The organism is Chromobacterium rhizoryzae, from assembly GCF_020544465.1.
GTDB lineage: Bacteria > Pseudomonadota > Gammaproteobacteria > Burkholderiales > Chromobacteriaceae > Chromobacterium.
Map to the genome: position 1 here is coordinate 3995623 of NZ_CP066126.1, position 26102 is coordinate 4021724.

Sequence of the window (26102 nt, forward strand, 5' to 3'; positions counted from 1 at the left end):
CGTCATTCCTCGCATGGGATGCCCAGTTTGTTCCACAACACCGCCGGCGTGACGAACTGCAGCGCCATGTCGTCGGCCAGGTCCAAGGCCACTTGCACGGTGTGGCCCTGGGTCAGTTTTTCGCCGCTGAGGGCGTCGCGCAGTTGGTAAACCACCTTGAGGCGGTTTTCGTATTCCGTCAGTTGCGCGCGCGCGATCACCCGCTGGCCGTAGCGGGCCGGGCGCACGTATTTCAGATAGCACTCGGTCACCGGCCAGGCGTAGCCGGAATCGCGCATCTGCGGGTAGTCGTAGTCGAAGCTGCGCAGCAACGTGGTGCGCGCCAGTTCGAAGTACTTCACGTAATGACCGTGCCAGGCCACGTGCAGCACGTCCACGTCGTGGAAGGGAATCTCGATTTCGATCTCCGCCGCCGGCAAGGACGCGGCCGCTTTAAGGTCCGCCGTCATCAATACAAGCTCCAGGCGCGTTGCTGAATCCGCTCTATCGCCAGGCGCAGTTCGCCGTCTTGGCGGCGGTCCTCGTCCAGGAAGGGGGACAGCGTCTCCAGTTCGGCCACGAAATCGCCCAGCGCCGGCGGCAGCCGGCTGATATCCAGCTCGCCGGATTGCCGCCGCAAGCGCACGCCCTGCGCCGCCGCCAGCGTCAGGCAGGCCGCCACTTGTTCGGTCAGCTGCAACACGCGCAGCGCGTCGCGCGCGGCGATGGTGCCCATGCTGACCTTGTCCTGGTTGTGGCATTCGGTGGAGCGGGAGAACACCGAGGCCGGCATGGTCAGCTTCAAGGCTTCCGCCGCGCAGGCCGAGGCGGTGATCTGCACCGCCTTGAAGCCGTGGTTGATCGCGGCCCGTTCGCCGCGCGATCCGGACAGATTCTGCGGCAGGCCGTGGTTGTAGCGGGTGTCCACCAGCAGCGCCAGTTGCCGGTCCATCAGGTCGGCCAGATTGGCCACCGCGTTCTTCATGCCGTCCATGGCGAAAGCGATATGGCCGCCGTAGAAATGGCCGCCGTGCAACACCCGCTCCAGGTCCGGATCGATGATGGGGTTGTCGTTGGCGCTGTTCAGTTCGTTCTCGATGTCGCGGCGCAGCCAGGGCAAGGCGTCGCGCAGCACGCCGATGACGTGCGGCGCGCAACGGATGGAGTAACGGTCTTGCAGGCGGATCTGTTCGCGCGCTTCGCCGCCGTCGTCCAGATCGGCGTAGATCCAGGCGGCCACCTGGTTCTGGCCTTCATGCGGCTTGACCGCGAACAGCTCCGGCGCGAAATGACCGCGATTGCCTTTCAAGGCCAGGCAGGACAGCGCGGTCAGCCGCGCGCTCAGCCGGGTCAGGTATTCGGCGCGGGCGAAGGCCAGGCAGGCCAGGCCGGTCATCACCGCCGTGCCGTTCATCAAGGCCAGCCCTTCTTTCGGCGCCAGCGTCAACGGCGGCAGGTCCAGTTCGGCCAGCACCGCCGCCGCCGGCCGCACTTGGCCCCGGTAGCGCACTTCGCGCTCGCCGCACAAGACGGCGGCCACATAGGACAGCGGCGTCAAATCGCCGCTGGCGCCCACCGAGCCCTCGGCCGGAATCAGCGGCAGCACATCGTGCCGCAGCAAGGCGGCCAGTCTTTGCAGCAATAGCCAGCGTACGCCGGACACGCCCTGGGACAGGGAGTTGAGCCGGGCCAGCAGCACCGCGCGCGTGGACGCTTCATCCAGGTAGTCGCCCAGGCCGCAGCCGTGGTAGCGCGTCAGATGCAGCGGCAGCTCCGCCACCAGCGCGGCGGGAATCGTCACCGTACAGTTGTCGCCGTAACCGGTGTTGACGCCGTAGACTTCGCCGCCCTCGGCCAGCAGGCCGGCCAGGAAGGCGGCGCCGCGTTCGATGCGTTCCGGAAACGCGCCGCCGGCCAACTCCACTTGCACTTGTCCCTGCGCCGCCGCGCACACGTCTTCAATCGTCAAACGTCCGGCGCCCACGCTGAGCGCCTCCTTGCTCTTCATCACTACGGACTCTTTCTCGCCGCGCCACGCGGCAGCTGTCGCTTCCGGCTAAGCGCGCCAGAAATCGTAAAAATTGAACCATTGCAGCGGCGAGCGCCGCGCATGCCAGGCCAGGCGATCGGCGTAACGCTGAATCGTCCGCCGCAGGGCCTCGCCGCGCTCGCGGCGCGGCAGGCGGAGCCGTTCCTCGAACGGCTCCAGCGTAATGTGGTAACGCCGCTGCCGTTTGAGGCAGAACAGCAAATAGACCGGACACTCCAGCAGGCTGGCCAGAATCCACGGCCCTTCCGCGAAGGCGGCGGAGCCGCCCAGGAACTCGGCGCGCTGCACTCGTCCGTTGTCGCTGGCCGGGGTGCGGTCGCCGACGATCACCACCCACTCGCCGTTGTCTATCTTGTCCTTGAGCAGGATGGCGGTGTCCACGCCCATGTCCTGCACCTGGATCAGGTTGACGGCGTAGTCGCCGCTGGCCGCCGCCAGCAAACGGGAAAACCGCGCGGCGTGCCGGGTGTAGACCACGGCGTTGACCCGGCGCGCGCCGGCCGCGTGTCCCAGCGCCCGGCACATTTCCAGATTGCCCAGGTGCGAGCCCACCAGCAGCGCCCCGCGCCCGCTCGCCAACAGCGCCCGCATATCGTCGCTGCCCGGCGCCGCCACCGCCTCCGGCGGCAGGCCTCCGGCCCAGGCCGCCATTTTGTCGGCGGCGGCTTCGGCGAAGCTGTAGAGATGGCGGTAGACGTCCCGCGCGCGGACGGGCGACGGATCGCCGTCGGCGGCGCGCGCGCGCCGCAGAAAATCCCTTGAGGCGGCGCGCGCGGCGCGGCCGGTGAGAAAGAAATAGGCGACGATGGGATAGAGCAGCAGCCGCACCGAGCGCGCGCCCAGCAGGCGGTAGAAGCCCAGCAGGATTTTCATGCCCAGCAGCGAGCCGCGCTCCGCGGTGGCCGCCCAGCTCATGCGCGCGCCTCGCGCCAGCGACGGCGCAGCAAGCGCGGCGCGCGCGGCAGCATGCCCAAGGCCAGCCGGGTGTGCATCAGGCTGATGCGGGCATTGTCGCGCAGGGCGTCGAAATGGGAGAGGCCGCCGCTCGGATACGTCACCCTGGTCGGCAGATTGAGCACCGGCGCGCCGGCCCAATGCAGACGTACGATGATCTCGATGTCGAAATCCATCCGCCGCGGAATGCGGGTTCGCCGCAGCAAGGCCTCCGTCGCCGCCAGCGGGTAGCAGCGGAAGCCGCACATGGAGTCGGCGATATCGAAGGACAGCGTTTCAATCCAGACCCAGAAATGGGTCAGATAGCGGCCGTATAGACGAGCTTTGGGCACGCTGGCGTCGTACAAGGGACGGCCGGCGATCACCGCGTCGGGCCGCTCCGCCGCCCGCGCCAAAAAACGCGGCACGTCGCTCAACGCGTGCTGACCGTCCGCGTCCACTTGCAAAGCATGGCTGTAGCCTTCTCGGTAAGCCAGCCGCATCGCATGCATGACCGCGGCGCCCTTGCCGCCGTTGCGCGGCAAACGCAGCAGACGCACCCAGGGCTCCGCGCGCGCCAGCGCCTCCAGCGTCTGCCGGGTGGGTTCCTCGCTGCCGTCGTCCACCACCCAGGCGGGCACGCCGTAAGGCCGCAGCCGCTCCAAGACTCCGCCCATGGTGGAGCCGTGGTTGTAGCAGGGAATGATCAGACAGGGACGGAAGCTCATTGCGCTTGCATCCGCAGCCGGCCGGAAGACATTTTCCGGCCCGCCACTTCATAGACGAAATTCAGGCGGCCATTGGCCGCGTCCAGTTGCAACACCAGTTCCAAGGCGTCGCCCGGCCGGACGATGCCGGTGAATTTGATCTGATCCATGCCGGCGAAAACGCCGGCGCTGCCCAGGGTCCGGGCGGCGATGCGCGCCACCCAATGCAGCTGCACCACGCCGGGCAGTACCGGGAAGCCGGGAAAATGGCCGTCAAAGCAGGCCGCGTCCGCCGCCAGCGGGATGGACACGCGGCAGGCGTCCTCCGTCTGTTCCAACACGGAATAAGGGGGCGTGAAAGCCTGCGAGGGGGTCATTGCGCCAATACCTTCCAATTCAAAACAATCCCGGCATCGCCGCTCGGTCCGGCTTGCCGCGTTCGGTCTGCGGCAGAACGTCGACAAAGCGCCAGCGACGCGGCAACAGCACCGGCTCGTACCAGGCCGCCAGATAGCGCCGCAGCGCCTGCTGCGTCGCCAACTTGCCCAGGGCGACGAGTTGCGCCCTCCCCTGCGCCGACAGCGCGACGACGGCGCACAGCGTGTCGCGCCGCGCCGGCAGCACCAGCAGCGCGGCGGCGTCCAGCCATGGATGATCGGCCAGTCTTTGTTCCTGCTCGCCCAGCGACAGCCTTTTTTCCGCCAGTTTCACCACGCGATCGCGCCGGCCTTGCAAGAGAAAGCGGCCGTCCGGCAAAAACTCGGCGGCGTCCGACGCCAGCCAGGGCGCGTCGTCGGGCAGGAAGGGCGACACGATCCGCAACGCGCCTTCCTCGCCGACGGCGCAGCGCACCGAGGGCAGCGGCGTCCAGGCGCGGTCGCCGTCGCTTTGACGGCGCCAGGCCACGCCGCCGGTCTCGGTGCTGCCGAAGATCTCCAGCGGCGCCTGGCCCCCGGCCGCGGCAAACGCCGCGGCGGCGTCGGCCGGCAGCGGGCCGCCCGAAGACACGCACAGCCGCGTGCGGGACAGCAAGGCAGGCAGATCGATCAGCTCGGGCAGCCGCGACAGCTGCGCCGGGCTGCCGATCAGGGTCACCTCGCCCAAGCCCGCGGCGGCCTCCAGCAAATCCTCTGGCAGGAAATGCGGCGACACTTCGAAGACCCGGCCGGCGCTCAACGGCCACAGCAGACGGAACAGCAGCCCGTAAATATGATGATGCGGCACCGTCGCCAGCACGCAGGCATCTCCGGCTTGCGCGCCGAAACTGCGCTCCAGCACCGCCACCTCGGCCGAGAGCTGCCGCAGGCGCTTGACGATGGACTTGGGCTCGCCGGTGGAGCCGGAAGTGAACAAGGTCAGCCGACAGCGCTCGCCGTCCAGCAGGCGCGCCGCTGCGGGCGCGCCCGGCGAAGCCATCCGCGCCCGCAGCGCGGCGTCGTCCAGCGCCTCGTCGAAAGACTCCGCCAGCCCGCTCAAGGTGGCGGGCAAGGCGTTGTTGGGCACCATCGCCTCCGCGTCCGCGCGCCAAACCGCAAACAGCGCGACGGCGAACAGCCAGGCGTCCGCGGCGATCAGCGCATAACGCCGGCCGGGCTCCAGCGTGGCGGCCACGCCGGCCACCGCGTCGCTGAAGTCGCGCCACGTCAAGGGCCGCCCGTCGCGCAAAGCCGCCACCCTGTCCGGGTCGCGGCCGCCGATCAACACGCTCTCCAGAGCCAGCGCGCTCATGCCCGCGCCTCGGGAAAGCGCCAGCGCCGATACAGCCATTCGACGGCGAACAAGGCGCCCATCAACAGATAAGACGCCAGGCCGTTGTACCAGAGCCAGAAGTCCTGCCCCGCCGGCAAGGCGGTGTACAGGGCCGCCGCGGCGTTGAAAACGAAAAACCCGCACCAGACGCGGGTCACGCGCCGGGTGTAGGCCACGCCTTCCGGCGGCAAGTCCGGCGTGATCTGACGGGCGAAGCGCTCAATCATCGTGGGCGGATGACGCAGCGAGTGGGCGAACACCCACAGCATGGACAGGCTGATGAACGCCGGCATCAAACGCAATAGCAAGGCGCTGCCGGTCAGGGCCACCAGGGCGGACAAGACGATCATGCCCAGCAAGGCGCCGCGCTGGGCCGCGGCCAGGTCTCGCCACAGCGCGCGGCTTTGCCGCCGGTAGCGCAGCAAGAACAGCAGCAGCAAGGCGGCGCCCACCGCGCGGGGCGGAAAATATTGCAGCCCCAGAAAAACGGCGAGCGGATAACAACAAGCGCCCAGCGCCGCCAACAGGCGCGTCGCCGGCATCTCAGGCGGCCAGCAGCTGCTCGACCGCGGTGATCACGTCATCCACGGTCCGCACCGTTTTGAAGCCATCCGGCTTGATGCGTTTGCCGGTCAGTTGCTGCAGCTTGATCGCCAGGTCCACCGCGTCGATCGAGTCCAGCTCCAGATCGACGAACAGATTGGCCTCCGCCGTCACGCGCTCCGGCTCGATTTCGAAAGTGTCCTGCAGAATGATCCTCAGTTCATTCAGAATTTGCTCACGGGTCATTCTCATGCTTCCTGTTGCGTTGCGACAAAGCGAGCCAGGCTGGCCACCGAGGCGAAATGCGCCTTGGTGGCGGGATCGTTGGCTTCCAGCTTCACCTTGTATGTCTTTTTCAATGCCACGCCCAATTCCAGCGCGTCGATGGAATCCAAGCCCAGTCCTTCGCCAAACAACGGCGCTTCGGCGTCGATATCCTCGGCGCCCATGTCTTCCAGTTCCAGGGCCGAAATGATCAACAACTTGATTTCATGTTCCAGCGCACTCATGTCCAGCTTTCCTTCCTTGCCAATGTTTGGCTGAAATAATCTTGCAAGGCCTCGCTCAAACGGCGGGAGGCCAGCGACGGCTGCGTCTCGGCCGGCAACAGTTCCGCCAGGGCCAGCGGCCGGCCGGCGTCCAGGCCGAAGTCGAAACGCCGCGGCGGGATCTGATGCCAACGCTTGTCCTTGGTCAGCGTGGACGGGCTGCAACTCAGCGTCACCGGCAGAATGGGAGCCTGAGCCGCCAGCGCGATATGGGCGGCGCCGCGTTGAAACTTGAGTTCGCGCCCGGGCACGGTGCGCGTTCCCTCCGGGAAGATGAGCAGATTGTCGCCTCGTCGCAGCGAGGCGGCGCAATCCGCGATCAAGCTCCCGGAATCGTCGTTGCGGATATAGCCGGCGGCGCGCACCACGCCGCCCAGAAAGGGGCTGTCCCACAGCGCGGCCTTGACCACGCAATTGGCGTTGGGCATGCGGGCGATGATCGCCACCACATCGATCAGCGTCGGATGATTGGCCAGCACCAGCGTGCCCCGCGCCTGTTCCAGCCGCCCCTCGCCGCTCATGCTCAGCCTCATGATGCCGCTGAGGCGCATGAAGCCGATGAACAAGGCGAAAGCGCGCTGGATGATGGCCCGCGCCAGCCGCTGGCGGCGGCCGTTGCGATTGGGCACCAGACGCAAGGCCGGAAACACCACCAGCGTCAGCAGCAAAGCACCCTCGCTGAACAAGGAGAAGGCCAAGGCCGTCATCAGCAAGCGCCAGCCGTAACTAAGCCCCCTCACGGCTCAGCCTCCAGCCGTTCAGTTCCAGCTGCGTCCGTCCGCCGGCCAGCCCGTGCGCCAGCCAGGCCGGCTGCGGCCAGCCTTCCGGCGCGCGCGCGCGCGCGTCCTGCCGCAAACTCCAGCGCGGCGCGCCGGCCCGCAGCAGCAAGGCCAAGCCCTGGGGTTGGTCCAGTGCGTCGTCGGCGCCTTGATAGAACGGAAGCAGGGGCAGATCCGCGAACAGCAGCAGCACCGGTTGCGCGGGGTCTTCCGCCGCCGTCAGCGCCGCCTCCAGCAGGCCGTAGCCCAATGTGCGTTCTCCGGCGGCCACCGCCGTCGCCGCCGACTCGTCGCGCCGCAACAAGGACAGCGTGCCGGCAATCGCGTTATGCACGGAAAGCCCGAACACCGTGGGGGAAACCGGAGAGTCCGCCGCGATGTCTTCCAGCATCAAATGCGTGCGGTTGACCTCGCCGTGGCGAGAGGCGAACACCAGCTTCGCCGCCGGCGCGTCCGCCGCGCACGCTTGGGCCAAATGCAGACAGATACGCGCCAGCGGACTCAAGCGCCGCCGCTGCGCCGCGTCGACGAAACGGCAGTCCGGATACGCAATGGGCGCCTCGGCCGCCTGCAACGGCCGTTGCGCCCAGTCGGCGGCCGACTCGCGGCCCGGCATCCAAGCCGCCCAACGCTGTATCGCCAACGTCGGTTCGCCGCTCATTGTCACTTCCGCCATCCACAAGCCTGTCAATCAAAAAAAGGAGCGTATTCTAAATTGTTCACACTCAGCCAACAAGCAAACAAGCATACGGCATTAAACAATGGTTACGAATCCGTCCCATTTTGTCGCAAGCGCAACAAAAACGCACCCGCGGGATTAAACGGCCGGTTTGATCGCCACCGCGTTGACCAGCGTTTCCTCGCGCTTCTGCGGCACTTTGAAGCCAAACCACTCCAGCGCCCCCAAGTCCGGCCGGCTCCACCACAGATAGGGCATGGACACGCGCGCGGCCGGCAGCTCGAAACCGGCTCCGCGCAACAAGCCCAGGTATTCGTCCGCGGTTTTCTGGATGTCCATCGGATGACGGAACAACAAGCGGATAGGCAGCGAGTGGATGTAGCGCTTGGTCGATTCGGCGAACAGCAGCACCCCGCCCGGCTTCAGCACCCGGAAAAACTCCCGCATCGCCGCCTCCTGCTCCACCAGATGATGGAAGCTTTGATGGCAATACACCATGTCGAAGCTCTCGTCGGCGTACTCCATGCGCGAAGCGTTGCCGAAGGCCAGCGTCACTGCGCTCGAGCAACGATCGGCGGCCGGACGCGCCCGCTTCTCGATGTCCGGGTCCGCGTCCAGCGCCACGATCTCGTCCGGCGCGAATCTGCGGGCCAGTTCGTCAAAGGAATGTCCAAACCCGCACCCCACGTCCAGCACCCGGGCAAACGCGCGCCGCGGCGGCATCATCCGCTCCAGATCGTTCAGCGCGCGCCGCAGCACATGCACTTTCCAGGTGGCCGTATTCAAGAACCAATTGCCAAAACGCGTTTCTTCAACAAACGGAAAAGTATTCTGCATTCTCAGATTCAAGCAAGGTATCCAACAAAAGCAGCCAGCCTCTCGCCCTAGGCCCCATCGACTCGGGCAAAAGGAAGGGCGCGCTCGCCGCAAGGACAAAAAACAGCCGCCAAGGCGGCTGTTGTCGCACTCAATCAAACCGGGGGAACTACTGCAACAAGTCGCCCGCCTCCGACTTGGGCGAACGGCTCAGCAACTCCTGCACCACCCGCTGCGGATCATGCCCCTGGTAGAGCAGGCCGCAGACCGCGGCGGTGATCGGCATATCCACTTCCAGCCGCTCCGCCATGGTCAGCACTTCGCGGGCGGTGGCCACGCCTTCGGCGACATGGCCCAGCTCCTGCAGCGCTTGCTGCAAGGGCTTGCCCTCGGCCAGCTTCAGGCCCACCTGGCGGTTGCGCGACAGCGCGCCGGTGCAGGTGAGTATCAAATCTCCCATGCCGGCCAGGCCCATCATGGTGTGCTGGCTGGCGCCCAGCGCGGTGGCCAGGCGGGTGATTTCCGCCAGCCCGCGGGTGATCAGCGCGGCGCGGGCGTTCATGCCGTATTCCAGGCCGTCGGCCACGCCGGTGGCGATGGCCATCACGTTCTTGACCGCGCCGCCCACTTCCACCCCCACCAGATCGGCGTTGGCGTACAGACGCAGCAAGGGGCTGTGCAGATCGCGCGCCACCTGCCGGGCGAAGGCTTCGTCGTCGGAGGCGACGGCCGCCGCCGCCGGCAAGCCCTGGGCCACTTCACGGGCGAAGCTGGGGCCGGACAACACGCCGCAGCGGTGGTTGGCCGGCAGTTCCTCGGCCACCACCTGGTGCGGCAGCAGGCTGGAGCCGGCCTCGAAGCCCTTGCAGGCCCACAGCAGCGGCGGCAGTTGCGAAGACAGCGCGGTCAGCGCCCGCAAGGTGGGCCGCAAACCGGCCATCGGCGTGACGATGAGGATGAGTTCGGCGTCGTGGATGGCGCGCGGCAGTTCCGCGGACAGCTTGAGCGCGTCCGGAAACGGGCAATCGGGAAGATAGCGCTGATTGACGCGCTTGGCGGCCAGCTCGGCCACCTGGTTGGCGTCGCGCGCCCAGAGCGTGACTTGATGGTGACGGGCGAAGGCGATGGCCAGGGCGGTGCCCCATGCGCCAGCGCCCAGGATGGCCAGTTTCATGCGTAGCCCTTACAAGCCCCAGAGGTCGGTAATACGAGCATAGCCGATGCTGCCGTCGCGGTGGCGCACTTTGACCCAGCCGCCCTTGGGCGGCTCTTGCAGCTCCACCACGCCGTCCTTGGGCACGGTGTAGGCCAGCGGGCCGTCGTTGGCCGGCGCGGCGCGCACTTCCGCCTTGTCGGCGGTGATCAGCAACCAGCGCTGCTTGGACAGCGCGGCGGCCGGAATCCAGGCGATGCCGCCGGTGGCGTCGCGCACCCGCGACCATTCCTTCTGGCTGCTCAGCACTTCCACCGGGTAATAGCGGCTCACCACGAACAGCTTCTTCGAGGTGAGCGTCGGCGCCTCGTACAGCGCCACGCCGGTTTCCTTCACCGAGCGAAACTCAAGTGCGGCGGCGCCGTGGGACAGCAGGCCCAGGCTCAGCGCCAGCGGATATACGAGGCGTTTCATTGCTTGCGTCGCCTCAGGCGTTGCCGGCTTCGGCCTGTTGCGCGCGTTGCTGCATGTACAGGGCTTCGAAGTTGATCGGGGACAACAGCACCGGCGGGAAGCCTGCGCGGTTCACTACGCTGGACACGGCTTCGCGCGCGTAGGGGAACAGGATGTTGGGGCAAGCCACGCCCAGGATGGGGTCGATGTCTTCGGCCGGCACGTTGCGGATCTGGAAGATGCCGGACTGGCCCACTTCGCACAGGAACATGGTTTTTTCCGGCAGCTTGGCGGTCACGGTCACGGTCAGGGTCACTTCGTAGAAACCGTCGTCCAGCTGTTTGCCTTCGCTGGCCAGCTGCATGTCGATTTCCGGCTGTTCTTGCTCCAGGAACACCTGCGGCGCGCTAGGCACTTCCAGGGACATGTCCTTCACATAAATTTTCTCGATGGAAAACGCCGGCTGCAGCTCTTGTTGTTCGCTCATCTCTTTGTCTCACACGGAGGCCGCTCGCAAGCGGCCGGTTTTGGAATGGTTAAAACAGGCCTGCATCATCGCACGAAAGCGGTTCAGGGCCAACCGCCCGCAAGCGCGCGGTTTGATCGCGGGCAAGCCGGCTCAATCGGCCAGTAGCAAGTCCAGCTTGCCGGCCTGGTTCAGCGCCACCAGGTCGTCGCAGCCGCCGACGTGGGCGTCGCCGATGAAGATTTGCGGCACGGTGCGGCGGCCGGTCAGATCCATCATCTTGTCGCGCTCGACCGGGTCCAGGTCGATGCGAATTTCCTTGATCTCGGCCACGCCTTTGGCGGAGAGGATTTGCTTGGCGCGGATGCAATAGGGGCACACCGCGGTGGTATACATGGTTACGGGTTTCATCGATGGCTTTCGCGAAATCGGGCGCTCCGGCGAGGAGCGCGCAAAGCCCGATAGTATACTCCCGCCGCGCGCGCCGAAACCGTCAATCCGCCATGTTCTTACTTGGACGCCTCGAAGCGGTCGATCAGATCGGCGACGATCTGGTCCATCGCCTTGCCCATCTCCGGCGCGCGCGGGCTGTTGACGATCACCGCCAGCGCCAGCCGGCGGCCGTCCGCGCCCAGCCAGTAGCCGGCCAGAGCCTTGACGTCCTTGAGGGTGCCGGTCTTCATCCGCAGCCGCGGCCCTTGTTCGGCAAAGCGCTTGCGCAAGGTGCCGTCCTCGCCGGCGATGGGCAGGCTGGCCAGGAATTCGCTGGCGTAGGGGCCGCGCGCGGCGTTGAGCAGCACTTGCCCCATCAGGCGCGCGCTCACCCGCTCCCGCCGCGACAGGCCGGAGCCGTTTTCCAGCACCAGAGTTTCATCGGAAATGGCGTTGGCCGCCAGCAAACGCCGCACCGCGTGCTCGGCGTTGGCGCGGGTGTCCTCTCCGCCGCCCCCCTCCTTGCCCAAGGTCAGGAACAAGGTGCGCGCCATGGTGTTGTTGCTGTATTTGTTGATGTCGCTGATCGCCACGGTCAGCGGCTGGGAATCGTGACCGGCCAGTTCGCGCGCGCCGGCCGGCACCCGCCCCAGCCCCGCGCCCTTGGGCCCGGCGCCGCCCAGCGCCTGCCACAGGGCGGCGAAATCCTGACTAGCGAAGGCGTCGTGGTCCAGCACATTGACGAAGGTTTTGACGCCGTCGCAACTGGGCGGCAAGGTGCCACTGACGGTGACCGAGCGCACGTCGTTGGCGATGCTGACGTAGCGGCGCACGTCGGAGCAATCGTTCGCGCCGCTCTGGCCTCCGGCCTGCAGCTTGGCGTTGACGCTGACGCCGGCCAGCGGCGGGTCCAGCGCCACGCGCGCGCCGTCGGCGTCGACGTAGAAATTGAGCCAGGCCACTTTCAGATTGGTCAGATGGCTGTCCGGCTCCACGGTGAAGGCACGGCCGGCGTCTTCGTCGAAGTCGCGGGCGCTGGACACGCCCTTGAAGGCGCTCTTGTCCAACACCAGCTTGCCATCTATCCGTTGCACGCCGCGCAACCGCAGGCCGTACAGCAGATTGAGCAGGCTGTCGTTGTTGAAGCGCGGGTCGCCGGCGCCCAGCCAGTAAAGGTCGCCTTGCAGCGCGCCGTCTCGCAGCGGAGCGGCGGACCACAGCCCGGTATGCCAGCGATAACCGGGCTTGAGCAGGTTCAGCGCGCTCCAGCTGGTGATCAGCTTCATGGTGGAGGCCGGGTTGACCGCGCTGTCGGCGCGATGGCCGGCCAGCGTCTTGCCGCTTTCCACCGGCGCGGCCCAGACGGCCACCTCCTCCGGCTTGAGGCCGTGCAGGTCCAGCGCGCAGGCCGGCCATGCCGACAGCAGCAGACAAGCCGCCGTCAGGGTTTGTTTCGTTTTTGCTTTCATTGGGCGATCACATGTCTTGCGGATCCACGTCCAGCGACCAGCGCAGGCCGCGTCCATGGCGTTTGGCCGCCGCTTCCACCTGCGGCAGCAATGGGTTCAAAAAAGCGTGCAGCGCCTGCCGTTGCGGCGCTTCCAGCACCAGCTGGGCGCGTTCGCGATTGGCCAAGCGCGCCATCAGCGCCGGCGCCGGGCCGGCGATCAGCACCTCCGCCGCCAGCGGCTCGGCCAGCCGGCGCACTTCGGCCAGGAAGGCGGTGGCCAGTTCCAGACTGGGACTGTCGGCGCGCAACAGCGCTTGATAGGCGCAGGGCGGGAAGCCGGCGATGCGTCTCTCGTCCAGCAGGGTCTTGGCGTAGCCGTCGAAATCGTGGCGCGTCAGCGCTTGGTATAGCTCATGATCCGGCCACTGAGTCTGGATCAGCACTTCGCCGGGAGCGTCGGCGCGGCCGGCGCGGCCAGCCACTTGCATCAGCTGCGCGAACAAGCGCTCGGAGGCGCGGAAGTCCGCGGAGTACAGACCGCCGTCCGCGCCCAGCGCCACCACCAGCGACAAGGTGCCGAAGTCGTGGCCCTTGGCCAGCATCTGGGTGCCCACCAGCATGTCCACCTCGCCTGCATGGACCTTGCGATAGATTTCGTCCCAGGCTTCCTTGCGGCTGGTGGTGTCGCGGTCTATGCGCAGGATGCGCGCCTCGGGAAACAAGCGCGTCAGCGCGGACTCCAGCCGCTGGGTGCCTTCGCCCAAGGGTTTGATGTCGGGATTGCCGCAATCCGGGCAGGCGCGCGGCACCGCTTCTTCCCAACCGCAATGGTGGCAGCGCAGCTTGCGCTCCAACAGATGAACCACCAGCTTGGCGGAGCAGCGCGGACAGCCGCTGGTCCAGCCGCAATCGGTGCAGGCCACCACCGGCGCGAAGCCGCGGCGGTTGATGAACACCAGGCTCATCTCGCCGCGCGCCAGGCGTTGGCGCAGCGCCTGTATCACCGGCTCGGACAGGCCTTCGGCCAGCTTTTGCCGGCGCACGTCGACCAGCTTCACCTCCGGCAGCCGCGCCGCGCCGTGAGCGCGCCGGCTCAGGGACAGCCGGCGATAGCGGCCGGCCTCGACATTGGCCATGGTTTCCAGGCTGGGCGTGGCCGAGCCCAGCAGGATGGGCACGCCGGCCTGGCGCGCGCGCCAGATCGCCAGATCGCGCGCATGGTAGCGCAAGCCGTCCTGCTGCTTGAAGGAGCCGTCGTGCTCCTCGTCCACCACGATCAAGCCCAGGCGCGGCAGCGGCGTGAACACCGACAAGCGAGTGCCTATCATCACGTCGGCGCGCCCCTGCCAGCCGTCCAGCCAGCCCCTCAGACGCTCGCCGTCGGCCAGATGGCTGTGCTGCACCGCGATGCGGCTGTCCGGAAAGCGCTGGGTGAAGCGTGTGATCAGCTGCGGGGTCAAATTGATTTCCGGCACCAGCACCAGCACTTGGCGGCCGGCGGCCAACTGGTCGGCGATCAGCCGCAGATAGACTTCGGTCTTGCCGCTGCCGGTAATGCCGTGCAGCAGCCAGGGCTGGTAGCCGGCCTGGCCGCGCAAGGCGTCCAGCGCGGCCTGTTGTTCTTCGTTCAGTTCGGGACTGTCCGCCACCCGCAAGGGCGTGGCTTCCGGCTCCACGCGGCGAACCTTCTTGTCCGCCAGCCAGTCCGCCAGCACCTTGCCCGCCTGCGGCGTCACCGCCTTGGCGGCGGCCAGCGTCAACGCGCCGTCCTGCAGCGCCTGCCACAGCGCCAAGCGGGCGCGCTGGCGGGCCGGCGGCGCTTCCGCCTCGCCTTGCGGCGTCAGCGCGTACGGCCGTTCATCCGGCAAGGCGATGTCCCGGGGCTCGCGCAAGCCGGTGGGCAAGGCGGTGAACAGCGCCTGCCCCAGCGGATGGTGGTAGTAATCGGCGGCGAAGCGGACCAGGGCCATGAAGTCCGCCGGCAGCGGCGGCAGTCCGCTCAGCACGGACTCCAGCGGCTTGAGCTTGGCCGGGTCGATACCCTGCTGAGGTATATCCGTGACAACCACGCCACACAGCCGGCGCGGCCCGAAGGAAACCGCCACTCTTTGCCCGGCCATGACAGACAACTGGGTCAGGTAACTGAACGTACCTGGCAGCGGCACGTCCACGGCCACTTGCACGATGCTTTGCTGCCCCATCCGGCGCGCCCCCGAAGACAAATGCTGTTGTGACAAGGCTTTGCGGCCACTGTACACAGATGCTGTGGATAACTTTGTGAACAAGCTGTCGCCTTGAGGTCGAAACGGCCCCAGATCAACATTTCCGTTAGATTGCGCAAAAATTAATCAATTATTTTTCTCTTTGTTTTCAAAGACTTAAATTGATCAAAAAAACATGAGCAATCGGCTTGACAAGAACCTGAACTCTGACTAGCAAATGTGCATAACTCCGAGAACGACTACGGTTCGCCTTGTCAATATCCTTGTTCATCCCAGTGTAAAAATACAATCCGGCCGCAGGAGAACCATTGGCCGGACAGGTAAGGATACCCCGACGACGCGCGGACGGCCTCAGGGGAAAAGTTAAATTTTCTGTTGAAAAAACAAATCCTTTTCCGCCGGCCGCGCTAACAGCAGCTTGATGCCGGATTTAGACACTGATAAAGCCGGCTTTAATGCCCGCCGGCCCGCGCCAACTTGGTGCGCCCGCCGGGGGGTATCGCGCCGGAACGGCAGAAACATGCCGCCGGCTTGAAAAGCGGTTTTTCAGCCCGCGGCATGGTAGGGGCGCGACAAGCGGTGCACCGCGTCCACCAAGGCTCCGGCATGCTCCGGTTTGACGTGCTGGGAGATGCCGTGGCCCAGATTGAAGACATGGCCGCTGCCGGCGCCGTAGCTGGCCAGGATGCGCGCCACTTCGCGCTCGATGGCGGCGGGCTCGGCGAACAGCGCGTTGGGATCGAAGTTACCCTGCAAGGCCACCTTGTCGCCCACCCGGGCGCGCGCGGCGCCCAGATCCGTGGTCCAGTCCAGGCCCACGCAGTCGGCGCCGATGGCCGCGATCTCTTCCAGCCACTGGCCGCCGCCCTTGGTGAACACGATCACCGGCACGCGGCGACCGTCGGCCTCGCGCTTCAGTCCGGCGACGATCTGACGCATATAGGCCAGCGAGAATTCTCGATAAGCCGCCTGGGTCAGCGCCCCGCCCCAGGTGTCGAAAATCTGCACCGCCTGCGCGCCGGCGTCGATCTGGGCGTTCAGATAGTCGATCACGGTGCGGGCGTTCACGTCCAGGATATGGTGCAGCAGTTCCGGACGGCTGTAGAGCATGGCCTTGACGTGGCGGAAATCGTCGGAACCGCCGCCTTCTATCATGTAGCAGGCCAGGGTGAACGGGCTGCCGGAGAAGCCGATCAGCGGCACGCGGCCGTCCAGCGCCTTGCGGATGCTGGACACCGCGTCGAAGACGTAGCCCAGCTTGTCCAGCGCCGGCACCGTCAGCGCGCGGACGGCGGCTTCATCGCGCAAAGGACGCTCGAACTTGGGGCCCTCGCCTTCGGCGAAGTACAGGCCCAGGCCCATGGCGTCCGGCACGGTCAGGATGTCGGAAAACAGGATGGCGGCGTCCAGCGGGAAACGCTCCAGCGGCTGCAGGGTGACTTCGGTGGCGTAATCGGGACTGGTGCACAAACCCATGAAGCTGCCGGCCCGGCTGCGGGTGGCGCGGTACTCCGGCAAATAGCGGCCGGCCTGGCGCATCATCCAGATCGGGGTGTATTCGACGGGCTGGCCAAGCAGCGCGCGCAGGAAGGTATCGTTCTTGAGCTGGGTCATGCGGCAATCAGTCCTGAATGACGAAAAAATAGAGCGTCATTATACCCGAGTCCCCCGGCCCAGTCCCCCCGCTTGGCGGCGCGCCTCCGCGCGGCTAAGCTGTGCGCCATGAAGAAAACCGTACTCTTGTCCTGGAGCAGCGGCAAGGACAGCGCCTGGGCCTTGCATGTGCTGCGCCAAGATCCCGACGTCGAAGTCGTCGGACTGTTCACCACCGTCAATCAGGCTTTCCAGCGCGTGGCCATGCACGCGGTGCGGGTGGAACTGCTGCAGGCGCAGGCCGCGGCGCTGGGTCTGCCGCTGCGCCAGCTGGCCATCCCCTACCCTTGCGGCAACGAGGATTACGCCAGCCGGATGGCCGACTTCGTCAACGCCTGCCGCGCAGACGGCGTCAGCCATATGGCCTTTGGCGATCTGTTCCTGGAGGACGTGCGCGCCTACCGCGAGCAGAACCTGGCCGGCAGCGGCATCGCGCCGCTCTTCCCGCTGTGGGGCCTGCCCACCGCCGAGTTGGCGCAAACCATGCTGCGCAGCGGGCTCAAGGCCAGGCTGACCTGCCTGGACCCGCGCAAGCTGCCGCGCGAACTGGCCGGCCGCGAGTTCGGCCAGGCCTTGCTGGACGCGCTGCCGCCCGACGCCGACCCTTGCGGCGAATACGGCGAATTCCACTCCTTCGCCTGGGACGGCCCGATGTTCCTGCGCCCGGTGCCGCACGCGGTGGGCGAGACGGTGGAGCGGGACGGATTTGTATTCACGGACTTGCTGCCACTGGACCCTCAACGCGGATAGAACCACAGCTCCTTGCGCTGCAGCGGCGTCTCCTTGGGCAGCAGGGGGTTGGGCAGCTCGATGATGCGCCGCTGCGCCAGGTTCAAGGCGCGCAGGCGCGGACCGTTGAAGCGCAGGAACAGCTTGTCGAAGCTGCCGTCCTTGATTGCGGCTTCCAGGCCCTGAGTCAGCGCCCGGGCCAACTCCGGCCGGCGCGGCGACACGAAGAAATAAAAAGCCGCCGGATAGTGCAACACAATGTAAGGGTCCAATACCAGGCCCTTGGCGGCGTCGGACTCCAGCTCCTGGCCCACCTCGATCACGCTGCGCGGGAAATAGTCGAAACGCCCCTGACGCAGCATGGCGAACAGCGGCAGGTACAAGGGGCTGGCCACCACAGGCAAACCGGCGGCGCGCAGAATCTGCGTATCCGGCCAATCCTGCCCTTGCCCGGCGCTCAGCGTCTTCAAATCCGCCAGCGTGAACGCCTTTTCAAACAGCCGGGCGCGCTTTTGCGACACCAGCGGCACGCGCCAGCCGATCAAGCCCTTGTACAGGGGAATCCGCACCGGCAGGGCCTTCTGTTCTCGCTCGCGGCTGCTCATGCCCCAGAACAGATCCACGCCGGCGTCGCCGTGCGCCATCTGCTCCAGCGCCCGCCCCTGATTCATGTCCAGCGCGCTGCTCAGCTCGCAACTGAGTTTGGCCTCGCTGCACGCCAGTTGCAGCAAAGCCTGCATATAGGGCAGATGCGGGTCTTGCTCTCCGGACACCAGCGCGTAGCGGATAGACAAAGTTTGCCCCTGCGCCGGCAGCGCCAGTACGCACAGCAGCAGCATCAAGATTCGCGTCAATGCGCGCCCTCCCGAGAAAACCCTGTTCATTATGGCCGCCGCTTAGACGCTGTTCAAAGTCAGCCGCGCTTCATTGAGCCGCTGCTTAGAGCCAGCCCAAGCCGCCCAGCAAAGCGCCGGCCGACAATAGCCACAAGGGATTGATCGCAGTGCGCCACGCCGTCAGCGCCACCGCGCCGCACAGCAGCCAAGCGCCCGCGTCGGCATTGGCCGCCTGGCTCAACAGCCAGGCGCTGGCCGCCACCAGCCCTATGGTCAGCGGCGCCAGTCCCCGTTGGATTGCCCGGGTCAGCGGCGCCTGCTGATAACGCTGCCACCAGCGCGCCACGTAATAACTCAACACCGACGACGGGCCGCAAATGCCGAGCATGCTGACCAGAGCGCCCGGCACCCCGGCCACCTGCCAGCCTATCAGACTGACCACCAGCACATTGGGGCCGGGCGCGGCCTGGGCGATGGCGAACAGCGCGGCGAACTCGCGCGCGTTCATCCAGCCCTGCTCCACCACCAGGCGTTGCAGCTCGGGTATCAGCACATTGGCGCCGCCCACCGCCATCAGCGACAACAAGGAAAACTGCCATAGCAGCGTCAGCAGTATCACGCGCCCTCCTTCGGCCGGTCGCGCCAGGCCAAGCCGATGGCGACGGGCGCCAGCAAGGCCAGCGACCACAGCAAGGGCAGTTGCAAGACGCCCAAGGCGCAGAAAGTCAGCGCCGCCACCAGCGCGCACCACAACTTGCGCTCGATGCGCGCCAGCAGCCGCAGCCCCATCGCCGCGATCAAGCCGGCGGCGGCGGAGGCCAGGCCGTGCAACACATTCTGCACCAGCGGCAGTTGCCGATAATGGCCGTAGAAGGACGCCAGCAGCAGCACGATGACCATGGGCGCCAGCAACAGGCCGGCGATGGCGGCCAAGGCTCCGCTCACGCCGTGAAAGCGGCTGCCCACCGCCACCGCGACATTGACGATATTGGGGCCCGGCAGCACTTGCCCCAGGCCCAGCACCACGGCGAAATCCGCCTCGCTCAACCAATGACGGCGCAGCACCATCATCCGGTGCGCCTGCGGCAACACGCCGCCGAAACCGGTCAGCCCGATCGAGAAAAAGCCGGCGAACAAATCACGTCGGCTGGGCGTCCGCACATCCGCTTCCATGCCCTTTCCTCTCGCCAAATCAGCCATGCGTCCACGCTACGCCGATGCGCGCCGCAGCTCAAACGAAAATCGCTGACAGGCCCTGTCAATAAAACTCACAGCGCGCCCAGGCGCTCCAGAATGAAGTCTATGAACACTCGCAGTTTGGGCAAAGGCCGGCGGTCCTGCAGATAAATCAAATGCATGGGCTTGGGCGGCGGCAAACAGCCCGGCAGCACCTCCACCAGCCGGCCGGCGGCCACATCGTCGCCCAGCAAGGCCTCGGCTTGCAGCACGATGCCGCCGCCGGCCAGCGCCACCATGCGCAGCGCCTGGCCGTGATTGGACTGAAAGCGGCTGGCGCGGGCCCACTCGCCGGCGCCCAGCAATTCCCAGCCATCGTCCTTGCGCCACAGCGAGAAACCCAGGCAATCATGCGCGGCCAGATCCGCCGGCGCGCGCGGTACGCCCTTGCGCGCCAGATAGGCGGGCGCCGCCGCCACCATCATCCGATAGGGCTGCAAGGGCCGCGCCACCAGGCCGGAGTCCGGCAGCCGACCGATGCGAAAAGCGGCGTCGTAGCCGTCGGCCACCAAGTCGACCAGCTCGTCGGACAAACTCAGGTCCACGGTGATGTCCGGATAGGTTTGCATGAACTCGGCCAGCAGGCCGGCCAGGCGCAGAGAGCCGAAAGTCACCGAGGCGTTGACGCGCAGCACGCCGCGCGGCGCGCCGCTGATCAGTTCGGCCCCGCTTTCCGCCGCGCGGATTTCCGCCAGAATGGACTGGCAGCGCTGGAAATAGTGCGAGCCCAGTTCGGTCAGTTGCTGACGGCGGGTGGTGCGCGCCAGCAGCCGGCCGCCCAGCCGCTGCTCCAGGCTGGCGATATGCTTGCCCACCATAGGCTGGGACAAACCATGCGCCTCCGCCGCCGCGGTGAAGCTGCCGCGTTCCACCACCGCCACGAACAGCTCCATGCTCAATAGGCGATCCATGCCATTCATAACTCACAGTTTTCAATCTTGTTCATCTTAGCGGATTAATCAAGACGCCGCGCGGGCGCAGAATGGCCGGGTCTTGTACTTGTCCGGGAGATCCCCCATGAAAAAGATTCTCATCGTCGGCGCCCACGGCACGCTGGGCCAGGCCGTCAGCCAGGCGCTGTCCCATCATCAGCTGATCAAGGCCGGCAGCCGCCGCGGCGACGCGCTGGTGGACCTGACCGACGGCGACAGCATTCGCGCGCTGTTCGAACGCATAGGCAAGGTGGACGCCATCATCAGCGCCACCGGCAAACTGCATTTCGGCCCCCTGGCGGAAATGAGCGCCGAGCAGTTCCGCGTCGGCCTCAAGGACAAGCTGATGGGCCAGGTGGAACTGGCCTTGATCGGCCAGCACTACCTGAACGCCGGCGGCTCCATCACGCTGACCAGCGGCATCGTCAGCGAGCAGCCCATCCGCTTCGGCAGCAACGCCAGCGCGGTGAACTCGGCGCTGGAGGGCTTTGTCCGCGGCGCGGCGGCGGAACTGGACGGCGGGCGTCGCATCAATGTGGTCAGCCCCAATGTGCTGCAAGAATCCTGGGAGCAGTACCGGGACTTCTTCCCCGGCTTCGAGGCGGTGCCGGCGGCGCGCGCGGCGCTGGCCTATGTGCGCAGCGTGGAGGGAGTGCAGACCGGTCAGACGCTGCGCGTCTGGTGAGCCCGGCGCCTTAGAAACCGTTCAATGTCGGTAGCGCGTCTGCGCTACGGCCTTGAACAGCGCCTTAGTCGTAAATCGTCAGCAATTCGGCCATTTCGCGCCTGCCGGCGGCGGACAGGCAGGCGGCCTTCAGTTTGCCCAGCATCGCGGCGTCGCGCGCCAGCTCGCTGCGCTTGGACACGTAGAGCGCCATCGGTTCGTCGCCCTGCGCGTATTCGGTCAGATTGGGCAGGCTGCCGCCCATCTGCCGCAGCGCGTGGCCGCAGCCGGGACGCACGCACATCATCGCGTCCAGTCGGCCGGCTTGCAGCATGCGAAAACCCTGCGGCATGTCCGACACCTCCACCGGCGCTGCGCCGCTTTGGGCGATAAAGCCGTCCAGGGTATGGGTGCCGCGCAGAACGCCCAGGCTGCGCTGGCGGAACCAAGACGGGCCGATGGGCGTCACCAGGCCGCGGCGATGATAGAGCACGGAGATGCGGATAGACGCCGGCCGGCACAACTCCACGGCGAAACGCGAACGCTCCGGCGAGGCGGTCACCAGCGCCAAGGCGTTGCGGCCCTGTTTCAGTTCTTCTATCACCCGCGGCAGAGGCCGGACGTCTTGGGTCAGCGCCAGCCCCGCCTGCCGCGCGACGAAGCGGATGAAACGCGGCGCCAGGCCGTCCTGGCTCGCGCCGTCGCCCCAGGGGCCGATGTCCTGGCTGGAAGAGTGGTAGCCGGCCGCCAGCGCGGGCAACGCCAGCCAGCCCGCCAACAGTCCCCGCCATTGCTTGGCCATGCCTTTCCCCTTGAGTTGAGACGCCGCGCCTAGCCTCACTATAGCCCGCAATGAAAAAGCCCCCGCAAGCAAGGCTCGCAGGGGCTTTCCTTCAAGCGGAACCGCCGGCGCGGCCGCTCAGATGTCGGCCTCGACCGCGTTGCCGTTGGCCTCCATCCAGCTGCGGCGGCTGGACGCCTCGCCCTTGCCCATCAGCATGACGAAAGTGGACAGGGTCTGCTCCAGTTCGCCGACGCGCACCCGCACCTGCGACAGCCGGCGGGTGTCCGGGTTCATCGTGGTGTCCTTCAACTGCTCCGGGTTCATCTCGCCCAGGCCCTTGAAGCGGGAAATGCTCCAGGCGTTTTCTCGCACGCCTTCGCTGCGCAGCCGATCCAGAATGGCCGTCATCTCGCCTTCGTCCAGCGCGTACAGCTTGCGCGGAGGACGATGCTTGCCCTGCCCCGGCACGTCCACGCGGAACAGCGGCGGCTGGGCCACGTAGATGTTGCCGTTTTCGATCAAGCGCGGGAAATGGCGGAAGAACAGCGTCAGCAACAGCACCTGGATGTGGGAACCGTCCACGTCGGCGTCGGACAGGATGGCGATCTTGCCGTAACGCTGGCCGGACAGGTCAGGACGGTCGTTAGGGCCGTGCGGATCCACGCCGATGGCCACCGAGATGTCGTGAATCTCGGCATTGGAAAACAGCTGATCCTTGTCGGTTTCCCAGCTGTTGAGCACCTTGCCGCGCAAGGGCAGGATGGCCTGGTATTCCTTGTCGCGCGCCAGCTTGGCGGAACCGCCGGCGGAATCGCCCTCCACCAGGAACAGCTCGTTGCGATCAATGTCCTCGCTCTCGCAATCGGTCAGCTTGCCGGGCAGCACCGCCACGCCGGAGCCCTTTTTCTTTTCCACCTTCTTCACCGACTTCAAGCGCGACTGCGCCTGGCGTATCGCCAGCTCGGCGATTTTCTTGCCGGACTCCACGTTCTGGTTCAGCCACAGCTCCACCGGATCGCGCGCCAGGCCGGAAATCAGCTTCAAGGCGTCGCGGCTGGTCAGCTTGTCCTTGGTCTGCCCCTGAAACTGCGGGTCCAGCACGCGGGCGGACAATACGAAGCGCACGCGGCTCCACACGTCCTCGGCCATCAGCTTGACGCCGCGCGGCAGCAGATTGTGGTGATCAATGAAGCTCTTCACCGCGTCGAACACGCCGGCGCGCAAGCCGGCCTCGTGAGTGCCGCCCACCGGGGTCGGAATCAGGTTGACGTAGCTTTCGCCGCTGGCGCCGTCTTCGAACCAGGCCATGGCCCACTGCGCGCCTTCGCCCTTGGCGAACTGCTCGTGATCGTCGCCGATATAGGCTTCGCCGGCGAACAAGGGCGCCACCGGCTCGTCGCCGTTGCACAGTTCCGCCAGATAGCTCTTCAAGCCCTCCGGGTACTGCCAGACCTTGACTTCGTCGCCGCTGGGGCGCTCCACCACCAGGGTAACCGCCACGCCGGGCAGCAACACCGCCTTGGCGCGCAGCAGACGCTCCAACTCCGGCAAGGAGTAGCGCGGGCTTTCAAAATACTTGCCGTCCGGCCACACCCTGACCCGGGTGCCGCTGGTGCGCGGGCCGCAATCCGCCACCCGAGCCAGCGGCTCGATGACGTCGCCGCCGGAAAACACCAGGCGGTGCACGCCGCCCTCGCGCTTGACCTCCACCTCCAGCCGGGTGGACAGCGCATTGGTCACCGATACGCCGACGCCGTGCAAACCGCCGGAGAAGGCGTAGGCGCCGCCGTCCTTCTTGTTGAATTTGCCGCCGGCGTGCAAGCGGGTGAACACCAGTTCCAGCACCGGCACGCCTTCTTGCGGATGCAGGCCAACCGGAATGCCGCGGCCGTCGTCTTCCACCGACAGCGAGCCGTCCTGATGCACCGTCACCGCGATCTTGCGCGCAAAGCCGCCGAGCGCCTCGTCGGCGGCGTTGTCTATCACTTCCTGGCAAATATGGGTGGGGTCGGTGGTGCGGGTATACATCCCCGGCCGTTCCTTGACCGGCTCCAAGCCTTTCAGCACCCGTACCGACGACTCATCGTATTGTTGCGTCATGTTTGAATCTTGTTGCTCAGCAAATTACGCCAAACGCCGCGGCCACGGCCGCGGCGCAAAAAAAGACAGCGGGCCAAGCCCGCCGTGTCGCTTCGAGGCCGCGCGCGCAGACGCCGCCGCCCGGCTGCGCGTCAATGCGGCTCCTGGGCGCGGCCAAGCCGGGCCAGATAGGCCTCCCGACTCTCCACCCCGCGCAGGAAGCGCGACAACTCGGCCAGCGCGCGCTCGTACACCTCGCGCTTGAACTCGATCACCGCGTCCACCGGCGCCCAGTATTCGTTCCAGCGCCAGCCGTCAAACTCCGGGTGGCTGCTGGCGCGCAGGCAGACATCGCACTCGCGCCCCACCAGCTTCAGCAGAAACCAAATCTGCTTCTGCCCCTTGTAACTGCCGCGCCACTCCCGACGCACCCAATTGGTGGGCACCTCGTAGCGCATCCAGTCGCGGGTGCGTCCCAGTATTTTCACATGTTGCGGCAGCAAACCCACCTCTTCCAGCAGCTCGCGATACATCGCGGCTTCCGGACTTTCGCCTGGCTTGATTCCGCCTTGCGGAAACTGCCAGGAATGCTCTCGCACTCGCTTGCCCCAGAACACCTCATTTTTGCCGTTGATGAGGATGATTCCGACATTGGGGCGGTATCCGTCCCGGTCCAGCATTGGAAAACCTGCAATTCATCTAGTTGAACGAATTTTTGCACATTTCGCCCCGCCTTGCCATGGACTCTATCGCCGGCCCGGCAAAGGCCCGACTTCGTCCGGAACTGCGCTGGCGCAAGGATTGCGCAGGCGCGGACTCCCCCAAGAGGCGAAAACGATGCTACGATTCCACGATTAAACGTCAAACCCAACGCTTACATGGCATTTCTGCTAAAAAGATCGTTGCTGGCCCAGCTGCCCAAGCTTCGCCTGCAAGCCGACGCCATCACCACCCTGCACCAGACCGCCGACTTCCGTCTTAGCCTGCTGGAAGCGATCGCGCAGGCCCGGCACCGCATTTATATCGCCGCGCTCTATCTGGAGCACGACGAGGCCGGTCAGGAAGTGCTGGACGCGCTGTTCGCCGCCAAACAACGCCAGCCCCAGCTGGACATCCGCGTGATGGTGGACTGGCACCGCGCCCAGCGCGGGCGCATCGGCGAGAGCCAGGACAGCTGCAACGCCTCCTGGTATCGGGCCCAGGCGCTGCGGCACAGCGTTGACGTGCCCGTCTACGGCATTCCGGTGCAAACCCGCGAGTTGTTCGGCGTGCTGCACCTCAAAGGCCTGATTGTCGACGATCAGGTGCTGTACAGCGGCGCCAGCATCAACAACGTCTACTTGCACAAGCTGGACAAATACCGTTTCGACCGCTACCACCTGATCCGCAACCAGGCGCTGGCGGACGTCATGGCCGACTATATGCACGAGCAGTTCTTCAACGACCCCGCCGTCTTCCGGCTCGACAAGCCGGCGCCGGCCACCCGCAGCATCCGCAAGGAAATCCGCGTCTTCCGCGACAAGATCAGCCATAGCCAATACCGGATTGAAAACCAGGCCGGCGCGGAAGACGAGCTCAGCGTCAGCCCGATTGTCGGCATCGGCAAGGGCAACGCGCTCAACCGGGTGATTCTGGAACTGATTGCCAACACCCGCAGCTCGCTGTTCATCTGCACCCCCTATTTCAACTTTCCGCGGCCGGTGGTGCTCGCCATCAGCAAGGCGCTGCGCCGCGGCGTGCAGATCGACATCGTCGTCGGCGACAAGACCGCAAACGACTTCTACATTCCGCCCAGCGAGCCCTTCCGCGTCATCGGCGCGCTGCCCTATCTCTACGAAATGAATTTGCGCCGCTTCGCCAAGCGCCAACGCCATTACATCGGCACCGGCCAGTTGCGCGTGCACCAGTGGAAGGACGGGGACAACACCTATCACCTCAAAGGCATGTTCAGCGACCAGCGGCACATGCTGCTGACCGGCAACAACCTCAATCCGCGCGCCTTCCGCCTGGACATGGAAAACGCCTTGCTGATCAGCGACCCCAAGGCCGAACTCAAGCACCAGAACCAACAGGAACAGGAAAACATCCTGCGCCACAGCCGGCAGCTGCTGCACTACCGCGAGCTGGAAGACGTGCGCACCTATCCCGAGCAAATCAAAAAGCTGCTGACCCGTCTGAGCCGCGTGCGCATCGACCGCATGCTCAACCTGATGCTGTAAACGGTTCAAGG

General features: G+C 66.1%; 29 protein-coding genes. 3 read left to right on the forward strand and 26 right to left on the reverse strand.

The features are described 5' to 3' along the window. Positions 1-2: 2 nt before the first annotated feature. The 19 genes from JC616_RS18100 to hemE all read right to left on the reverse strand — a co-directional run bounded on the left by JC616_RS18100 (position 3) and on the right by hemE (position 16573). Positions 3-449, reverse strand: coding sequence for an acyl-CoA thioesterase (locus JC616_RS18100; protein WP_227104656.1), 447 nt, complete (start codon positions 447-449; stop codon positions 3-5). Beyond that, positions 449-1987, reverse strand: a complete 1539-nt coding sequence (locus tag JC616_RS18105; protein WP_227108604.1) for an HAL/PAL/TAL family ammonia-lyase — start codon at positions 1985-1987, stop codon at positions 449-451. Before JC616_RS18105 ends, JC616_RS18100 begins: the two co-directional genes overlap by 1 nt. Before the next feature lie 48 nt (positions 1988-2035). Beyond that, on the reverse strand, positions 2036-2944 hold the full coding sequence (locus JC616_RS18110; protein WP_227104658.1) for an LpxL/LpxP family acyltransferase: 909 nt from the start codon (positions 2942-2944) through the stop codon (positions 2036-2038). Further along, the gene (locus JC616_RS18115) at positions 2941-3690 is read right to left on the reverse strand and encodes a glycosyltransferase family 2 protein (protein WP_227104661.1); all 750 of its coding nucleotides are present in this window, start codon (positions 3688-3690) and stop codon (positions 2941-2943) included. The genes JC616_RS18110 and JC616_RS18115 overlap by 4 nt, the downstream gene beginning before the upstream one ends. Next, entirely contained in the window at positions 3687-4046 is a 360-nt protein-coding gene (locus JC616_RS18120; RefSeq protein WP_227104663.1) for a 3-hydroxyacyl-ACP dehydratase FabZ family protein, read from the reverse strand. The genes JC616_RS18115 and JC616_RS18120 overlap by 4 nt, the downstream gene beginning before the upstream one ends. Before the next feature lie 19 nt (positions 4047-4065). Continuing rightward, the gene (locus JC616_RS18125; RefSeq protein ID WP_227104665.1) at positions 4066-5397 is read right to left on the reverse strand and encodes an AMP-binding protein; all 1332 of its coding nucleotides are present in this window, start codon (positions 5395-5397) and stop codon (positions 4066-4068) included. After that, positions 5394-5960 (reverse strand): COG4648 family protein, encoded by a 567-nt coding sequence (locus JC616_RS18130; protein ID WP_166451947.1) that lies wholly within the window; start codon positions 5958-5960, stop codon positions 5394-5396. Before JC616_RS18130 ends, JC616_RS18125 begins: the two co-directional genes overlap by 4 nt. Position 5961: 1 nt before the next feature. Further along, positions 5962-6207 carry an acyl carrier protein gene (locus JC616_RS18135; protein ID WP_166451946.1) on the reverse strand — a complete coding sequence of 82 codons (246 nt, stop codon included), beginning with the start codon at positions 6205-6207 and terminating at the stop codon, positions 5962-5964. 2 nt (positions 6208-6209) lie between these two features. After that, a complete protein-coding gene (locus JC616_RS18140) occupies positions 6210-6470 on the reverse strand; it encodes a phosphopantetheine-binding protein (RefSeq protein ID WP_166451945.1) in 261 nt (86 codons plus the stop codon). Then, positions 6467-7249 carry a lysophospholipid acyltransferase family protein gene (locus tag JC616_RS18145; RefSeq protein ID WP_227104666.1) on the reverse strand — a complete coding sequence of 261 codons (783 nt, stop codon included), beginning with the start codon at positions 7247-7249 and terminating at the stop codon, positions 6467-6469. The genes JC616_RS18140 and JC616_RS18145 overlap by 4 nt, the downstream gene beginning before the upstream one ends. After that, complete coding sequence (locus JC616_RS18150; RefSeq protein ID WP_166451944.1) at positions 7236-7964, reverse strand: beta-ketoacyl synthase chain length factor; 729 nt, start codon at positions 7962-7964, stop codon at positions 7236-7238. Before JC616_RS18150 ends, JC616_RS18145 begins: the two co-directional genes overlap by 14 nt. Positions 7965-8105: 141 nt before the next feature. Next, positions 8106-8753, reverse strand: coding sequence for a class I SAM-dependent methyltransferase (locus tag JC616_RS18155; RefSeq protein ID WP_227104667.1), 648 nt, complete (start codon positions 8751-8753; stop codon positions 8106-8108). Between the two features lie 199 nt (positions 8754-8952). Next, the gene (locus JC616_RS18160; RefSeq protein ID WP_227104668.1) at positions 8953-9957 is read right to left on the reverse strand and encodes an NAD(P)H-dependent glycerol-3-phosphate dehydrogenase; all 1005 of its coding nucleotides are present in this window, start codon (positions 9955-9957) and stop codon (positions 8953-8955) included. Between the two features lie 9 nt (positions 9958-9966). Then, positions 9967-10410, reverse strand: coding sequence for an SH3 domain-containing protein (locus JC616_RS18165; RefSeq protein ID WP_107800321.1), 444 nt, complete (start codon positions 10408-10410; stop codon positions 9967-9969). A 13-nt stretch (positions 10411-10423) separates the two neighbouring features. Continuing rightward, positions 10424-10876, reverse strand: coding sequence for a protein-export chaperone SecB (gene secB / locus JC616_RS18170; protein WP_107800322.1), 453 nt, complete (start codon positions 10874-10876; stop codon positions 10424-10426). A 132-nt stretch (positions 10877-11008) separates the two neighbouring features. Next, on the reverse strand, positions 11009-11266 hold the full coding sequence (gene grxC / locus JC616_RS18175) for a glutaredoxin 3 (RefSeq protein WP_107800323.1): 258 nt from the start codon (positions 11264-11266) through the stop codon (positions 11009-11011). Positions 11267-11364: 98 nt separating this feature from the next. After that, the gene (gene dacB, locus JC616_RS18180) at positions 11365-12756 is read right to left on the reverse strand and encodes a D-alanyl-D-alanine carboxypeptidase/D-alanyl-D-alanine endopeptidase (protein WP_227104669.1); all 1392 of its coding nucleotides are present in this window, start codon (positions 12754-12756) and stop codon (positions 11365-11367) included. A gap of 7 nt (positions 12757-12763) precedes the next feature. Next, a complete protein-coding gene (locus JC616_RS18185) occupies positions 12764-14938 on the reverse strand; it encodes a primosomal protein N' (RefSeq protein WP_227104670.1) in 2175 nt (724 codons plus the stop codon). A 567-nt stretch (positions 14939-15505) separates the two neighbouring features. Further along, complete coding sequence (gene hemE, locus JC616_RS18190) at positions 15506-16573, reverse strand: uroporphyrinogen decarboxylase (protein ID WP_227104671.1); 1068 nt, start codon at positions 16571-16573, stop codon at positions 15506-15508. 108 nt (positions 16574-16681) lie between these two features. Between hemE and JC616_RS18195 the strand changes: the two genes are divergently transcribed. After that, positions 16682-17362 carry a Dph6-related ATP pyrophosphatase gene (locus JC616_RS18195; RefSeq protein WP_107800327.1) on the forward strand — a complete coding sequence of 227 codons (681 nt, stop codon included), beginning with the start codon at positions 16682-16684 and terminating at the stop codon, positions 17360-17362. Here the strand turns inward: JC616_RS18195 and JC616_RS18200 are convergent. From JC616_RS18200 to JC616_RS18215, 4 genes are all read right to left on the reverse strand, one after another. Continuing rightward, positions 17350-18195 carry a substrate-binding periplasmic protein gene (locus JC616_RS18200; RefSeq protein ID WP_199225917.1) on the reverse strand — a complete coding sequence of 282 codons (846 nt, stop codon included), beginning with the start codon at positions 18193-18195 and terminating at the stop codon, positions 17350-17352. The genes JC616_RS18195 and JC616_RS18200 overlap by 13 nt on opposite strands. Before the next feature lie 85 nt (positions 18196-18280). After that, entirely contained in the window at positions 18281-18796 is a 516-nt protein-coding gene (locus JC616_RS18205; RefSeq protein ID WP_227104672.1) for a chromate transporter, read from the reverse strand. Continuing rightward, a complete protein-coding gene (locus tag JC616_RS18210) occupies positions 18793-19350 on the reverse strand; it encodes a chromate transporter (RefSeq protein ID WP_107800329.1) in 558 nt (185 codons plus the stop codon). The genes JC616_RS18205 and JC616_RS18210 overlap by 4 nt, the downstream gene beginning before the upstream one ends. A gap of 95 nt (positions 19351-19445) precedes the next feature. Then, positions 19446-20324: a LysR family transcriptional regulator gene (locus JC616_RS18215; RefSeq protein ID WP_227104674.1), complete on the reverse strand. Its 879-nt coding sequence runs from the start codon at positions 20322-20324 to the stop codon at positions 19446-19448. A gap of 106 nt (positions 20325-20430) precedes the next feature. On the opposite strand from JC616_RS18215, the gene JC616_RS18220 reads away from it, so the two are divergent. After that, positions 20431-21030 (forward strand): short chain dehydrogenase, encoded by a 600-nt coding sequence (locus tag JC616_RS18220; protein WP_227104676.1) that lies wholly within the window; start codon positions 20431-20433, stop codon positions 21028-21030. 64 nt (positions 21031-21094) lie between these two features. On the opposite strand, the gene JC616_RS18225 is transcribed toward JC616_RS18220, so the two are convergent. From JC616_RS18225 to JC616_RS18235, 3 genes are all read right to left on the reverse strand, one after another. Beyond that, entirely contained in the window at positions 21095-21811 is a 717-nt protein-coding gene (locus tag JC616_RS18225; protein ID WP_227104678.1) for a substrate-binding periplasmic protein, read from the reverse strand. A 117-nt stretch (positions 21812-21928) separates the two neighbouring features. Then, positions 21929-23893, reverse strand: a complete 1965-nt coding sequence (gene parE / locus JC616_RS18230; protein ID WP_107800332.1) for a DNA topoisomerase IV subunit B — start codon at positions 23891-23893, stop codon at positions 21929-21931. A 131-nt stretch (positions 23894-24024) separates the two neighbouring features. Next, positions 24025-24552 (reverse strand): RNA pyrophosphohydrolase, encoded by a 528-nt coding sequence (locus JC616_RS18235; RefSeq protein WP_019103838.1) that lies wholly within the window; start codon positions 24550-24552, stop codon positions 24025-24027. Between the two features lie 198 nt (positions 24553-24750). Between JC616_RS18235 and pssA the strand changes: the two genes are divergently transcribed. Further along, the gene (pssA, locus tag JC616_RS18240; protein WP_227104680.1) at positions 24751-26091 is read left to right on the forward strand and encodes a CDP-diacylglycerol--serine O-phosphatidyltransferase; all 1341 of its coding nucleotides are present in this window, start codon (positions 24751-24753) and stop codon (positions 26089-26091) included. Positions 26092-26102 lie beyond the last annotated feature (11 nt).